The sequence below is a fragment of the Terrilactibacillus laevilacticus genome, assembly GCF_006517395.1.
GTDB classification, from domain to species: Bacteria; Bacillota; Bacilli; order Bacillales; family Sporolactobacillaceae; genus Terrilactibacillus; species Terrilactibacillus laevilacticus.
Genome location: NZ_VDCY01000005.1, coordinates 165798 through 180522, shown reverse-complemented (window position 1 = coordinate 180522; position 14725 = coordinate 165798). Strand labels below are relative to the sequence as shown.

At 37.2% G+C, this 14725-nt stretch carries 11 protein-coding genes; 7 read left to right on the top strand and 4 right to left on the bottom strand.

What is annotated here, in order from left to right; translation table 11 throughout:
• Positions 1–108 precede the first annotated feature (108 nt).
• Both FG390_RS08610 and FG390_RS08605 read right to left on the bottom strand, forming a co-directional pair.
• Positions 109–1398: an ammonium transporter gene (locus FG390_RS08610; RefSeq protein WP_141190639.1), complete on the bottom strand. Its 1290-nt coding sequence runs from the start codon at positions 1396–1398 to the stop codon at positions 109–111.
• 380 nt (positions 1399–1778) lie between these two features.
• Positions 1779–2540: a glycerophosphodiester phosphodiesterase gene (locus FG390_RS08605; protein ID WP_141190638.1), complete on the bottom strand. Its 762-nt coding sequence runs from the start codon at positions 2538–2540 to the stop codon at positions 1779–1781.
• A 669-nt stretch (positions 2541–3209) separates the two neighbouring features.
• On the opposite strand from FG390_RS08605, the gene FG390_RS08600 reads away from it, so the two are divergent.
• From FG390_RS08600 to FG390_RS08575, 6 genes are all read left to right on the top strand, one after another.
• Positions 3210–4007 carry an SDR family NAD(P)-dependent oxidoreductase gene (locus FG390_RS08600; RefSeq protein WP_141190637.1) on the top strand — a complete coding sequence of 266 codons (798 nt, stop codon included), beginning with the start codon at positions 3210–3212 and terminating at the stop codon, positions 4005–4007.
• A 457-nt stretch (positions 4008–4464) separates the two neighbouring features.
• Entirely contained in the window at positions 4465–5655 is a 1191-nt protein-coding gene (locus tag FG390_RS08595; protein ID WP_141190636.1) for a branched-chain amino acid ABC transporter substrate-binding protein, read from the top strand.
• 88 nt (positions 5656–5743) lie between these two features.
• The gene (locus tag FG390_RS08590) at positions 5744–6730 is read left to right on the top strand and encodes a branched-chain amino acid ABC transporter permease (protein ID WP_141190635.1); all 987 of its coding nucleotides are present in this window, start codon (positions 5744–5746) and stop codon (positions 6728–6730) included.
• A gap of 10 nt (positions 6731–6740) precedes the next feature.
• Positions 6741–8042, top strand: coding sequence for a branched-chain amino acid ABC transporter permease (locus FG390_RS08585; protein WP_141190634.1), 1302 nt, complete (start codon positions 6741–6743; stop codon positions 8040–8042).
• A complete protein-coding gene (locus tag FG390_RS08580) occupies positions 8039–8815 on the top strand; it encodes an ABC transporter ATP-binding protein (RefSeq protein WP_141190633.1) in 777 nt (258 codons plus the stop codon). Before FG390_RS08585 ends, FG390_RS08580 begins: the two co-directional genes overlap by 4 nt.
• Complete coding sequence (locus FG390_RS08575) at positions 8808–9524, top strand: ABC transporter ATP-binding protein (protein ID WP_141190632.1); 717 nt, start codon at positions 8808–8810, stop codon at positions 9522–9524. Before FG390_RS08580 ends, FG390_RS08575 begins: the two co-directional genes overlap by 8 nt.
• Positions 9525–9857: 333 nt before the next feature.
• Here FG390_RS08575 and FG390_RS08570 read toward each other — a convergent pair whose 3' ends face one another.
• Both FG390_RS08570 and coaA read right to left on the bottom strand, forming a co-directional pair.
• Positions 9858–11087, bottom strand: coding sequence for a DNA polymerase IV (locus FG390_RS08570; protein ID WP_141190631.1), 1230 nt, complete (start codon positions 11085–11087; stop codon positions 9858–9860).
• A 229-nt stretch (positions 11088–11316) separates the two neighbouring features.
• Complete coding sequence (gene coaA / locus FG390_RS08565) at positions 11317–12222, bottom strand: type I pantothenate kinase (protein WP_181406439.1); 906 nt, start codon at positions 12220–12222, stop codon at positions 11317–11319.
• Positions 12223–12700: 478 nt separating this feature from the next.
• Here coaA and FG390_RS08560 point away from each other — a divergent pair, with 478 nt between their 5' ends.
• The gene (locus FG390_RS08560) at positions 12701–14557 is read left to right on the top strand and encodes a sigma-54-dependent Fis family transcriptional regulator (RefSeq protein WP_141190629.1); all 1857 of its coding nucleotides are present in this window, start codon (positions 12701–12703) and stop codon (positions 14555–14557) included.
• Positions 14558–14725 lie beyond the last annotated feature (168 nt).

Here is a 14725-nt window from a genome sequence, read left to right as displayed (position 1 = left end):
AACACAAGTGAAAGCCAGCGCCTTTAGACGCTGGCCGGTAATTAAGGCTTATAGCCTTAGAGCAAACCACCCTTTGGAAGGGTGGTTATGATTAAATTTTATAAGGAATTATAGTGCTTTATTTTGATTTTGATTTGGTTTTTTTTCAGATTCAAAAGTTTCTGGGTAACCATAAGCTCCATGTTCAGCAATATCGAGTCCAGCAATTTCATCTTCAGCTTTCACACGAAGACCAACTGTTGCTTTAAGAATAGCAAGAACAATGAAGGATATGATAGCTACATAAACTGCTGCAGTAACAACACCTAAAGCTTGAACACCAAGTTGGTGAAGTCCGCCGCCGTAGAATAGACCAGGTTTACCTACAACAGCTAATTCTTTTGTAGCAAAGAAACCTGTTGAAAGTGTACCAATAACGCCCGCAATACCATGAACTGAGAAGGCATAAATTGGATCGTCGATCCCTTTTTTCTCGAAGTAAACTGAAGTCCAATAAGTCACAGATCCTGCAACAGCACCGATGACGACTGCAGCCCAAGGAGCAACAAACGCACAAGACGCTGTGATGGCTACAAGAGCAGCTAGAACACCATTGACCATTGCCCCAATGTCAGCTTTTCTTGACATTGCCATTGCAGTAAGAAGAGCAGCGATAGCACCTGCAGCAGCAGCCAAGTTAGTTGTTAAAGCAACATAACCAAAGAATCCATCAGCTGTTCCACCTGTACTACCAGCGTTAAATCCAAACCATCCAAGCCAGAGGATAAAACCACCCATGACTGTGTAAACCATGTTGTGACCACCAATCGTATTTGGTGAACCATCTTTATTAAATTTACCAATACGTGGGCCTAATAAAATTGTTGCGATTAAAGCAGCAATAGCGCCTTGTAAGTGTACAACTGTTGAACCTGCAAAATCTTGCATACCCATTTTGGCAAGCCAACCGCCACCCCAAACCCAGTGACCTACGACAGGATAAATAAGTACAGTAAACAAAATGCCGAAAATAAAGTAGACCACTAATTTTGCGCGTTCTGCAAAGCCGCCCCAAGCAATAGCTAAAGATACAGCTGCAAAAGAAAGTTGGAATAAAAATTTGATTGATAATGGAATATTCATCCAAGAAACTGAGTCAAATACTTTTTCACTACCTAAGAACCATCCATGAACTCCGAAGAATCCATTTCCGTTACCGAAAGTAATGGCAAAACCAAAGGCCCAGAAAGCCAGTGAAGCAATAGCAAAACTTAGAATTTGTTTACCTGCAACGTGTCCGGCATTTTTTGCACGAATCGAGCCCGTTTCAAGTAAAGCAAATCCCATTTGCATACCAATAACTAAAATGGCAGCAATGATGACCCATAAAGAATCCAACATAAATTTAATATCATTCATTAATTATAGCTCCTCTCTCTTTATTGAAGAAATTATAACATACTATGTCAGTAAAAGTAACGTTATTTTTAAAAAAATGAAATTGTTTTCTTACTCTTTTGTTAATTTAGTTAATTTTTTTGTTTTTAGTTTTATTTTTGTATCTAATGCGGTATAATAAAACCTTCTACACGAATAAATAGTCCTTATAAAATTCCATAATGTGGGAATGATGCGATTGTATTGACTATTATTTGGTCTTTAAGGTAAAGGTTGTGTTAAAGCAACTTTTGTCCTGGAAAGGATTATGATCTAAAATTCGGTATTGACATGCTAAACCTAAAAAACGTATTAAAAAACGAGAGAACTTATTTTGTGAAGTTCTCTCGTTTTTTTATTTTTTATTTTTTATCATAAGACTTACTTTTTAATTTTAATTCTTCATAAACATAGCGTTTTGCTTTGCGGGGCTGATCAGTAATGATACCATCAATATTCCAATGTATGAGTCGTTTTATCGCCATCTTTTGATTGACTGTATAAGGCCTAACTTTGATATTTTGTTTCTGCATCTCTTTAACGTCATTTTTATTCAGGTATTTATAGTTAGGGTGAACTCCAGAGGCGCCTAATGTTTTAATATACTGCCAAGAGCATGTTTTTAATTTTTTGCATAACGGCGCTGTTTCAGCATTCGAATCAATTTTGTTAATTTTTAATAGACTCTCGTGATTAAAAGAGGAATAAATGGTTCGATCGGCAATTTTATAATGATGTACCATTTTTATGACTTTTGCTTCCATACTTTCATATGGAAATTGGCTGTTTTTTAGTTCAATATTGAGAGATAGGTTTGTTTTTGCGATCCAAGCCAGCAATTCCTCCAATGTAGGAATAAAAGCTTTACGTATTCTCCAACCAAATCCTTTTCCAACGTTAATCTCAATTAATTCTTTTAATGTAAAGTCTTTAACATAACCATTGACTTTTGCAACGCGATTTAATGTTTCATCATGAATAAGTACAGGAACTCCGTCCTTTGAAAGCTGGACATCTGTTTCAATGCCGTCAGCCCCTGCTTTTTGAGCCGCTTTAAAAGCGAGCATGGTATTCTCTGGGTATTTGCTGCTATAACCGCGGTGAGCAATAATAGAAATGGACAAGATAGACACCTCAATTAGAAATCAATATACATGCATATAACATTCCAAATTCAAGACTCTTTTATTGCATTCTTTTATGATATTTTTATTTATAGTGCGTGTTCAAAAAGGAAGCAAATTAGAAGCAAGAAGATCAAGGCGGAGCCGTTTTGAAGACCGGAATGTAGGTTTTTACTACATGAGGACTGGAAAAACAAGCGGGCGCCGAGATTCGCAAGTTATCATTTGGTGACTTTTTGAACAACCTCTTATAGAGCGTGTTCAAAAAGGTGACAAATGAAAAGGGTTACTGCCTAAGTACGCTGGCATCCTGCAAGAAACGCCAGTACTAGCCCGTCCCTGGGCGTCGGAGACTAAAAGCGGCGCCAGTTTTTTTGGACCGGCATCCACAAGATGTGGTATATTCAGGCGCCAGCCACACGTTGAGTAATTTTAACTAGAGATCCTCTTATATACCACTACATGAGGACTGGAAAAACAAGCGGGCGCCGAGATCGAACTTATCATTTGGTGACTTTTTCAAGCAACCTCTTATAGAACAAGTGGGATGGTTGCCAGTTAAGGTTAGCAATATAAAATCAAGAAATCAAAGATGAAAATGAGGCTAGACCTATAAAAAATTGCGGATGAACAGGCATAAACTAAATTTATTATAAGGTGGAAAAAAATATGTCTCAAAGACTGTTTGAGGGTAAAGTCGTTGTAATTACAGGAGCATCAAGCGGGATAGGAAGAGAAATGGCTATTCAACTTGCACAAAAAGGAGCCTACCCTATCCTTATTGCTCGTAGTCAATCTAAACTTGAAACACTAAAAAAAGAAATAATCAGTCAGTATCAAGGTGAGGCCGATTACTATATATTAGATGTTAGTATTTTAGAAGAAGTTGAAAAAGTTTTTAACATGATTATAAAAAAATACCAACGAATCGATATCTTAATTAATAATGCGGGTTATGGAACATTTGATTATTTTTTAGATTCGTCAATTGAGAGTATAAAGAAAATGTTTAACGTCAACGTATTTGGTTTAATGGCTTGTTCTCAATCAGTTATTCCTTACATGATGAAACAAAAAGAAGGACATATCGTGAATATTGCTTCTATTGCGGGTAAGGTAGCTACTCCAAAATCTGCAGCTTATGCTGCTAGTAAACATGCAGTTTTAGGCTTAACGAATGCCATACGTATGGAACTAAAGGGAACAGGTATAAATGTCACAGCCATTAATCCAGGGCCGATTCGCACACCTTTTTTTAGAACAGCTGATCCATCTGGTGAATATGTGAAAAATATTGAACGATTTTTGCTAGAACCAGCCAAGGTGGCACATCAAGTGATTTTAGCTATTGAAAAGCGAAAACGTGAAGTCGATATGCCCCGTTTATTAGCGTTAGGCACTTGGTTATATCAATGTTTTCCTGGTATATCTGAAAAATTTGCAGGTAAATTACTAGATAAAAAATGATATACAATGACATATTTCGCAGATTAACTTTGAACTAATCATTAAATAGTAATGGTTATTTTTACTCAATCTTATTTTATTTATAATCGACAACAAAATTTTTTTAAGGGAGTTCAATTCATGACTTAAGTCATGAATTGAACTCCCTTTTTATAAGCTTTTATAAGATAGAACAAGATAATAACTATAGAGAAGTTTCAACAAATATGGCCATTTTTCTATGTTTTTTTTATTGCTGAAAGGACATATTATGCAGATAATTTTGAAAAAAGTATGTCAGAAAACCTAACACTATAAATGACATGTCTTGTATTACTGACTATAATCATAACAAAAGAGCGCTCTTTTTTTAGAGAAAAAGTCCTATTTTGCTTTTCTTAGTAGGGGGGATTGGAGGATACATAATTTTCTAATTCTTTAGATTACAGCAATAATTAAAATAATAAGGGGGTTCAACATGAAATCTAAAAAGGTTGTATCTTTAATTGCCACTGCTGCATTAGCATTTGGAATCATTAGTGGATGTTCATCTTCTAAAGGTGGCTCTTCAGGATCTGGTGGAAAACAAGTTATTAAAATTGCAACACAATCACCATTGTCAGGTGGTAGTGCAACATTAGGTGAGGCAATCAAGCTTGGAGCACAATTAGCTATTTCAGATCAAAAGAAAGCTTTTGCAAAAAAAGGCTTTGATTTGCAGCTCGTACCTTATGATGACCAAGCTGATCCTAAAAAAGGTGTATCAAATGCTCAACAAATTGGATCAGATAAATCCATTCTTGGTGTTATTGGACACTTGAACTCTGGTGTAACCATCCCTTCGTCAGAAATCTATGAAAAAAATCAATTAGCGATGATTTCTCCTGCTGCAACTGCTACTGATGTTACAGATCGTGGTTTAAAAGTAGTTAACCGTGTATGTGCACGTGACGACTTTCAAGGACCAGCCGGTGCCGACTTTGCAGTAAATACGCTAAAAGCAAAAAAAATCTTTGTTATTCAAGATAAAACAGCTTACGGTTCAGGTCTTGCAGAAGCATTTAGAGATGCAGCCAAAAAACTTGGTGCCGATATTATTGGCTATGAAGGTATAACAGTTGGCGAAAAAGACTTTAATGGTGTTATTAGCCAAGCAGCTTCTAAAAAACCAGATCTAATTTACTTTGGCGGCGTTTATGCTGAAGGTGGGTTAATCATCAAACAAGCTCGTGATAAAGGTCTAGATATTCCAATCATGGGTGGCGACGGTCTAGATTCTTCTTCTACTGTTCAAATTGCTGGGGACTCTGTGAAAAACGTTTATCTCACTTCTGTTGCTGGTGATGTAACAAAAGTAGCAGCAGGTAAGAAATTTGTCGATGCGTACAAGGCTAAATTCGGTAAGGGTGTAGAGTCCTATTCTTCTTATGGATACGATGCGACAGGTGTACTTCTTAAAGCCATTATGTCTGCTATCGACAAAAACAATGGTAAACTTCCTACTCGAGAAGCTGTTAGTCAAGCTGTAAGAGCAATTCAAGATTATCAAGGTATTATCAACAAAGTTGGATTTGACAATAAAGGCGATAACAAATTCGCTAAGGTCTACATCTTTAAATTTGACAAAGCTGCATACCCTGCAGTGCAACAAAAAGCCATCAGTAAATAAAAATTATATTTGCTAAAAGGGTATGGTCATGTAACCCGTACCCTTTTAGTATTTTAAAAGACTATAGAGTAAGGAAAGTGGTGAAGAAATGCTAGCACATATTATTCAAACATTGCCGCAAGTCATTGTCGATGGTCTTACTTTAGGGGTTGTATATGCGGTTGTGGCCATAGGATACACCATGGTATATGGAATCCTTGAATTGATTAACTTTGCTCACGGTGAAATCTTTATGTCTGGAGCTTTTATTGGTACAACAGTTTTATTAATTTTATCTAGTGTAGGGTTCTTGTCCTCTGTACCTGCTATTTTAGCTTTTATTATCATTATCGTTATAGCAAGCCTTGCAACCGGATTTTTAGGGATGGGAATTGAAAGGGTCGCTTATCGTCCTCTAAGAAGTGCTCCTAAACTAATAACATTAATTACAGCGATTGGTGTTTCTTTTTTATTGCAAGATATCGTTCGTTTTATTGCAGAATTAAAAACCGGAAACTATATTGTTTCTGCTCCATCCCTTTTTAATGATAAAATTCATCTAAAAACATCAGCTATTTTACCTCAATTTGGTGATGCTTTGTTTAAAAGCTCGTTTCTTGTTGTATTAATAGTAGCTATTATTATGTTGGTCGCATTAGATTTTTTCGTGAACCGAACAAAATGGGGTATGGCAATGCGTGCGGTAGCTCAAGATCGTGAAACGGCATCACTCATGTCTATTAATGTAAATAAGGTTATTTCTGTTACTTTTTTTGTAGGATCAGCTCTTGGTGGTGCAACAGGTGTGCTGTTTATGATTCAATATGGAACGATTGACCCGTATATTGGTTTTATTCTGGGAATAAAGGCATTTACAGCTGCCGTCTTAGGTGGAATTGGTAATATTCGTGGAGCTATGGTTGGGGGCTTACTTATTGGATTTCTCGAAATGTTTGCTGCAGCCAATCTCTCGACTTTAACACATGGTGCTTTTGGAGCAGAATATAAAGATATTTTTGCATTCGCCATTTTAATTGCTGTATTGATTTTTAAACCTGAGGGCTTGTTTGGTAAAGCCGTCGTTGAGAAAGTGTAGGTGAGTAATAATGAGAAAATTAGTGGACTTGTTTTCACAAAATAAAAAAGCTCAACTTCTTTTGTTTATCGTCTATGTGGCCGTCACTAGTTTGAGTTTAATTCTGGCTCAACAGTCCGTTGTAGCCTTCTTGTTGTTACTATTCTCTATTCTTTTACTCTATTTTCTTAAACTTAATACTAAAGCAAAGTGGATTATTGGCCTTCTTATTGTAGCTGTTCTTATACCTTTTTCAGCAAGTCAGGGGCAAGCATATGAATCCTATATGGATGTTGCAACACTTGTTGGTATATACTGTGCAATGGCACTTGGTTTGAATATTGTGGTTGGTTTTGCTGGATTACTTGATCTCGGCTTTATTGCTTTCTTTGCAGTTGGTGCCTATACATATGGTATTTTTGCCAGTGCACAAGCTTCCAAGTTTCTTCACTTTGGACATTTTCCTTTATCAGGGGAAAGTTTTTGGATCTTTATTCTTATTGGGGGAATAGTAGCTGCCATCTTTGGTATTTTGCTCGGAATTCCGGTTCTTCGAGTAAAAGGAGACTATTTAGCTATTGTCACGTTAGGTTTTGGAGAAATTATCCGGATTATCTTTAATAACTTAGATCATCCGATTAATATCACAAACGGATCAATGGGGATTGCATCTATCGCTCCTCCTAAAATCTTTGGTATCGTGATAGCCAATGCAAGCCAGTTTTATTACGTGGCGCTAGCTATCCTTTTAGTTGTCATTTATATCGTAACGAGACTTGAACATTCTAAAATTGGTCGTGCTTGGAAAGCGATCCGTGATAATGAAATTGCAGGGCAAGCGATGGGAATTCCTTTGGTTAAAACCAAATTAACTGCTTTTGCCATCGGCGCCTCTTTTTCTGGTATGATGGGTGTTGTTTTTGCAGCAAAGCAAACATATGTCGATGCGACAAGTTTTACCTTATTAGAATCGACTACGGTTCTCGTTATGGTTCTTCTTGGAGGAATGGGAAGCGTTCCAGGGGTTATTCTAGGTGCAGCCGTTGTAACTATTTTGAACTTACAGGTTCTTACAGAGGTATCGAATTGGCTGAACCAATTGAATACTAACGGGGTTATTTCAGTACCTGATGCCCTCTCACCTGCAAAAATGCAACGTTTTATTTTTGGATTACTGTTAATTCTCTTTGCCCTATATCGCCCTAAGGGTCTTATACCTGCAAAGAATCAGAAGTATGATGCGAATAAATTGAAAAAATCAACTACCAAGTCGATGTATGTGGAGCCTCAAGTATCAAACGATAAAAAAGCATCAGGAGGTTCGGAGATATGAATGTATTAGAAGTCACGGATTTAACAAAAAAATTCGGTGGTCTTTATGCCAATACAAATATCAATATGAGCATTAAAAAAAATTCGATTACAGCCGTTATTGGACCTAACGGGGCGGGAAAAACAACGTTTTTTAATATGATAACGGCCGTTTACAAACCTACTTCTGGTGACATATTATTAAATGGAAAATCGCTTGTGGGTCTTAAACCACACCAAGTAACGAAGTTTGGTATAGCCCGTACCTTCCAAAATATTCGACTTTTTCACGATCTTACTGTATTAGACAACGTTCTTGTTGGCATGCACCATCATTTAAAAAGTAATTGGGTGGGAGCTTTGTTTCAAATGCCAAGAACTCGACATGCGGAAGATAATGCAAAAAAAGAAGCTTATCAGTTACTTGAATATGTCGGTTTAGCAGACCTATTAAATGAAAGTGCAGGTAACCTATCCTATGGTGCACAACGCCGATTAGAGATTGCCCGTGCTATCGCAGCGAAACCTAAAGTCTTACTTCTCGATGAACCCGCAGCAGGCATGAATCCAAAAGAAACAAAAAAATTAACAGATCTTATTCATGACATGCGATCAAAACTTGATATTACAATTGTTCTTATTGAACATGATATGAAGTTAGTTATGGAAATTTCTGATTATATTTATGTTCTGGATCATGGGGAGGAAATCGCATCAGGTAAGCCTGATGATATTAGGAATAACCCACGGGTTATTGAGGCTTATTTAGGGAAAGGAGCTGTTGCAAATGGGTAGCGCTCATATACTTGAATTAAAAAATGTTGAAACATTTTATGGTAAGATTCAGGCTTTAAAGGGCATTGACCTATATGTTGATAAAGGTGAAATTGTGACTTTAATTGGGAGCAATGGAGCTGGTAAATCAACCACTTTAAAGACAATTAGTGGTCAAGTTGAAGCCAAAAAGGGTTCCATTCATTATAATGGAGAGGATATTACAAGTTTGCCCGCTCATAAAACGTCTTTAGTGGGCATTGCTCACGTTCCGGAAGGTAGACGTATTTTTCCTAGATTGTCAGTAAAAGAAAATTTGCTGATCGGGGCTTTTTCCATTAAAGATAAGAAAGTTATTGAAACTAGAATGAAAAGAGTGTTTGAATATTTTCCGAGATTGAAAGAACGTCTTGATCAAAAGGGTGGTACAATGAGTGGTGGAGAGCAACAAATGTTAGCCATTGGTCGCGCTTTGATGATGAAACCAGACGTTCTCATGCTTGACGAACCTTCCATGGGTCTTGCCCCTATTATTGTTGAACAAATCTTTGATATTATAAAGGAATTAAATAATGAGGGTATGAGTATTCTCCTTGTTGAACAAAATGCTTACCAAGCTCTTCATATAGCGGACCGTGGTTATGTTATTCAAACGGGTCAAATAGTTTTAGAGGGCGTGGGCACAGAACTCATGACGAATCGTCAAATTCAAGAAGCTTATTTGGCTTAAAGGTTGTTCAAAAAGTCACCAAATGATTGGCTACGAATCTCGGTGCCCGCTTGTTTTTTCCGGTCCTCATATAGCAGTAACAAGAGGATCCTCAATTAAGATCGCTCACGTCCTGTGGCTGGCGCCTGAAGCCAGCACATCATGTGAAATGCCGGTCCAAAGAAAACGGGGCCGCTCTTTTCCTTCTTGCTTCTAGTTTGCTACCTTTTTGAACACGAACTTAAAGAAAAGTTGCTATCTTTTGTAGATAGCAACTTTTTTTCTGTAGTGTGACTAAAATTTTAATACTGACTGAAATTGACTCATTCTGTGCGATTTTTTTCCATCCTCATTTTATTTATCATGGCCACCAATTTTTTGAGAACGGACAAAGACTTGTCCTGCGTTTGTTAATGAAGAAGCTCTAATGATAGCCGTTGATCCATACTTTGAATACATGGCGTCCATAGCTTCACTAAGCCGTTCTTTTTTGACAAGATCACCAAACAAATCAATTTGGTATTGATGGGCTGATTGAAGGTTAGATAAAGTGATGCTGGTTCCACGAATCGGCAGGCCATCCCAGTACTGATCAAAGAGTTGGAGAGCTGCTCTAAAAATATCCATCCCAAAATTTGTAGGAAAGGGGAGTTTAACTTGCCGATAAAATCCCGTAGGCGAATCAAAATTTGCACCTTGAACACCAATGGACACGGTATTACCCATAACTTGCTTGGCTCGGGTACGACGGGCAACCTCTTCGCTTAACTCAAGTAAAATGACAAGGATCTCTTTTCGTGTGCCATAATCATAAGGAAGAGTCATATGATGACCAATCGCTTTTTGTTTTTGATGAGTTTGAACTGTGACGGGTGAATCGTCAATACCATTTGCTGTTTGCCATAGAACTTCCCCATTAATTCCCCAGCGTTTTTTCAAAATATCCAAAGAAAAATTTGCAAGGTGTCCGATTTTACGAATTCCCATACTTCTCAAGTTATATTCCATACGTGAGCCAACCCCAAATAGTTTTTTAATTGGTAGTGGCCATAAATACCTCTGCATATTCTTATGATTAAGTTCAAAAATACCCGATTCCCTTTTTTTTGCAAAATGGTCACATGCCATTTTTGCTAGAATTTTGTTAGGACCAATTCCTATTCGGGCATGCACACCAATCTCATCAAAAATCATTTTTTGAATTTGTTTGGCAATGGACTTAGGCTCCCCGAATAATCGAGTGCTTCCAGTCACATCTAAGAATTGTTCATCAATCGAATAAATTTCAACAAGATCTGTAAATTGTTCAAAAATGGATGTTATAGAAAGAGATACATCGATATAACGCTGCATATGCGGACGTAAGACGACAGCTTGTGGACATTTTTGTTTTGCCTCCCAAAGAGCTTCTGTTGTCCTCACACCAAAGGATTTTGCCATTGGACATGCCGCTAAAATAATACCACTGCGTCGTTTTGGATCACCAGAGACAATAACAGGACGTTTCATTAGCGTAGGATGATCTGCTTTCTCAACTGATGCATAGAATGATTGCATGTCGACGAGAAAAATAACTTTAGTCATGTCATAACCTCATTCCAAATTAGTGAAGAACATTTGTTCTTACTTATTATATACAAATGTTTGTTCTATATTCAATGGTAATTATTAGATGAAGAGAGTTATTAAAATAATGAAGTAACGGACGTAATCGTCTAATGACTACACTAATTTTGTAAAATGAGTTAAACCTAGATAGAGCACCTATAATAACCAAATAATAAATAAAAGCCCCTCAAATGGGACTTTTAAGTCAGTATTTCTTAATATGGATTTGTTCAATCTGATGATTAAGACCTTTTGAAATGATCATATTTGCTCGGTTTTTTGTGGGCGAAATGTATTGTTTTAAATTCGGTCTATTAATTCGATCCCAGGTTTGCATGGCAACCTGTTCAAATTCCTCACGTGTGAGTGCACTGAATCGTTTAAAATAAGAAGTTTCATCTTCTTTGGCTTTTTCATAAAGCCGGCTAACTCGGTTCCAATACCATTTAATTGCCATAGTTTCAGGTGCATCAATATATAAGGAGTGATTAAGAAAATCGGTTATCGTTACGGTTTCTGACGGCGTACGTTCAAGGACGTTAATTCCTTCGAGGATCAGCACAGATGGAGATGTCATCTGACGGGACGTATCGGGTGAAACATCATACGTTTGGTGCGAATAGATCGGTACCTGAATGTTTTTTTTCCCTAATTTTACTTGATTAAGAAAATGTAAGAGTGCTTTTATATCATAGCTTTCAGGAAATCCCTTGCGCTCCATTAATCCTTTTTCATGAAGTTTAGCGTTCGAAAGTAAGAAGTTATCGGTAGATACAATTTTTATATTATCTGTTTGCAGGAGCTGTGTAAGATAACTTTTTAATAGAGTCGCTGTTGTTGTTTTTCCGACAGCTACACCACCAGCAAGCCCAATAATATAAGTATGGTGGGAATGTTGCTTTGTTAAGTATTCGTCAATATGTTTTTGTTGTTTAGCCCAATGCTGATATTGTATGGAAATATATGTACTTATAAAAAGATAGGCTTGTTTTTGAGCATCACTGATTTTAATAGGAAGTTGATCTAGTGTTATTGGAAAAGGTTCTTTTTGTATCCTGCTGTTCCAGTCTTGATCATTAAAAGTGAGATAATTATCGTCTAGAAAGTTCATTTTATTCATCACCTCTCTTTAACATTTGACACCATGGTATAGATTCAGTTCATTGTACCATATATAGATAGAGGTTGCTTTAAAAAGTCACCAAATGATAAGCTGCGAATCTCGGCGCCCACTCGTTTTTCCCGGTCCTCATGTAGTGGATACGAGAGGATCGCTGGCTAAAATCGCTCACGTCCTGTGGCGGGCGCCTGAAGCTACCACATCATGTGAAATGCCAGTCCAAAGAAAACTTGTCCGCTCTTAGCCTCCGACGCCCAGGACGGGCTAGTACTGGCGTTTCTTGCAGGATGCCAGCGTACTTAGCCAGTAACCCTTTTCATTTGTCACCTTTTTGAACACGCATAGATAGAGAAAATTTAAAAAGCTGAACAATAGGGGAAATGAAATGAAACACCAAGGCTCAAAGAAAGCGTTATCAATAGTTTTGATATAAAATAAAACTATATAAGCAGAAAGCGTGGGAAAAGTCATGTTGAAAAATGAATTTTGGCATCGCTTTATTCGAGAAGGACAACTTGATCAACGCCACATAAGAGGCTGTATTGCAGAGTCTTGGAAGCGCTGTCGGAATAAAGGCGTTGATCCTTACAAAGGAATGGGTCAAGTCATATTAACACATGACGAATTGCGAAACAGACAGGTCGATCACAAGACCTTGTTAACGGCTTTTCAAAGTTTGTTAGATCAATTAGAACCCCTTTACTCAGCATCAAATGTCATTTTTATCCTTGCTGATGAGGAAGGCTATATTCTTAAAACAGGTGGAAATTCGGAAGGAATGGAGAAAGCAAAGACCATTCGATTTGTAGAAGGGGTATCTTGGACAGAGGACACTGTTGGGACGAATGCCATAGGAACAGCTCTAAAAATTGAAGAGGCCATTACCATTCGTCGGACTGAACACTATGCCATTGCTTCACAAAGTTGGGTATGTTCTGCGGTACCCATTCGTAACCCAAAGGGACAAATCATTGGAATTTTTAATGCTTCCTTTGGAGAAGAAGATCGAAATGTATCAGTCCTTATTCCGATGATTAAGTTAATGGCTTGTCATATCGAACTTTACCTTGAGAAGCAGATAGCTTTAGATTCGCTTGAATTACTCAGTAAAATCAACTCCAAGTTCACTGCCAATCAACATCCATATCAAGTGTTATGCGATCAGAGTGATATCATCAAATGGGTTTCACCTCCTATGCGAAAAGAAGCTAATAAATATATAAATCAATCTATAAATTATCTGCAAAAAAGTTCTTATATCGTTGAATCCAAAAAAAAGGTCTATTCATCAGACCATGAGGGTGTTATTGGCTATGAAATGACCTTGTCTTTACAAGAAAACGGAACTTCATCAAAAACGCAAACTCATCCAGATCACTTTCATTTCGATGGGGTTAAAGGAACCAGTCACTCATTTAAAAAAGTTCTTATGTTAGCGCATCAAGCAGCAAAAGAGGATGTTACGGTACATATTAGTGGTGAGACAGGTACTGGAAAGGAAATGATGGCACATGCGATCCATGAAAATAGCCATCGAGCTGATCGCCCTTTTATTGCGATAAATTGTGGCGTTATTCCAAAAGATCTACTTAGTAGTGAATTATTCGGTTATGTAGGTGGTGCTTATACGGGGGCTAAGCGTAATGGACATAAAGGATATTTTGAACAGGCCAATGGTGGGACTTTATTTCTCGATGAAATTGGGGATATTTCTTATGAAGTGCAAACAGCTCTTCTTCGCGTGATCCAAGAAAAAGAGATTATTCCTATTGGAAGTACAAAACCAATCCCCATCAATATTCGAATTATTACAGCAACACATCATCATTTAAAAACATTAGTGAAACAAGGTCAGTGGCGTGAAGATTTATATTATCGACTCTATGTTTTTCCAATAAATCTACCTGCTCTTCGAGATAGGAAAGAGGATATTCAGGCATTCATAGATGACTTTTCTAAAAAGGGAGGATGGAACGCTGCTATTTTTTCGAAATCTATTTTAGCTCAGTTTATGGATTATACCTGGCCAGGTAACATTCGAGAATTGATGAATGTTTTGGAAAGATTAAAAGTTACCTATGGTGATCATCTTCCTTCTGACTTAAATCTAGAAGATTATTTTTTTTCAAAAGAAGGAGAAATAAAGAGTGAACAAGGTCGTATTCATTCATCTGCTGATTCACCAAAAGCCTTTCGGGATCAATTAGAGAAAGACCGTATTATCGAGGCCTTGAAACAGGTTAATGGGAAGGTAAGAGAGGCAGCAGTGATATTAGATATGCCAAAGAGTACTCTTTATCGTAAATTGCGAAAATATGACTTGTAGTCAGTATTAGGGCACCCTGACTTAAATGAGAAAGAATGAGAAAAAATGAGACACCATTCTCATTTTTTCTAAATTATTAAAGTTAAAGGTCTAGAAAACAGAGAAAACACGGAATATGAAAACGCTTACTTTTTTGGCATCGATCTTGCATCTATTCGGTGTAATATC

Excerpts from the sequence above, each read along its gene's own strand:
- FG390_RS08610 (WP_141190639.1), bottom strand. The coding sequence starts at position 1,398 with ATGAATGATATTAAATTTATGTTGGATTCTTTATGGGTCATCATTGCT.
- FG390_RS08600 (WP_141190637.1), top strand. The coding sequence starts at position 3,210 with ATGTCTCAAAGACTGTTTGAGGGTAAAGTCGTTGTAATTACAGGAGCA.
- FG390_RS08595 (WP_141190636.1), top strand. The coding sequence starts at position 4,465 with ATGAAATCTAAAAAGGTTGTATCTTTAATTGCCACTGCTGCATTAGCA.
- FG390_RS08590 (WP_141190635.1), top strand. The coding sequence starts at position 5,744 with ATGCTAGCACATATTATTCAAACATTGCCGCAAGTCATTGTCGATGGT.
- FG390_RS08585 (WP_141190634.1), top strand. The coding sequence starts at position 6,741 with ATGAGAAAATTAGTGGACTTGTTTTCACAAAATAAAAAAGCTCAACTT.
- FG390_RS08580 (WP_141190633.1), top strand. The coding sequence starts at position 8,039 with ATGAATGTATTAGAAGTCACGGATTTAACAAAAAAATTCGGTGGTCTT.
- FG390_RS08575 (WP_141190632.1), top strand. The coding sequence starts at position 8,808 with ATGGGTAGCGCTCATATACTTGAATTAAAAAATGTTGAAACATTTTAT.
- FG390_RS08570 (WP_141190631.1), bottom strand. The coding sequence starts at position 11,087 with ATGACTAAAGTTATTTTTCTCGTCGACATGCAATCATTCTATGCATCA.
- coaA (WP_181406439.1), bottom strand. The coding sequence starts at position 12,222 with ATGAACTTTCTAGACGATAATTATCTCACTTTTAATGATCAAGACTGG.
- FG390_RS08560 (WP_141190629.1), top strand. The coding sequence starts at position 12,701 with ATGTTGAAAAATGAATTTTGGCATCGCTTTATTCGAGAAGGACAACTT.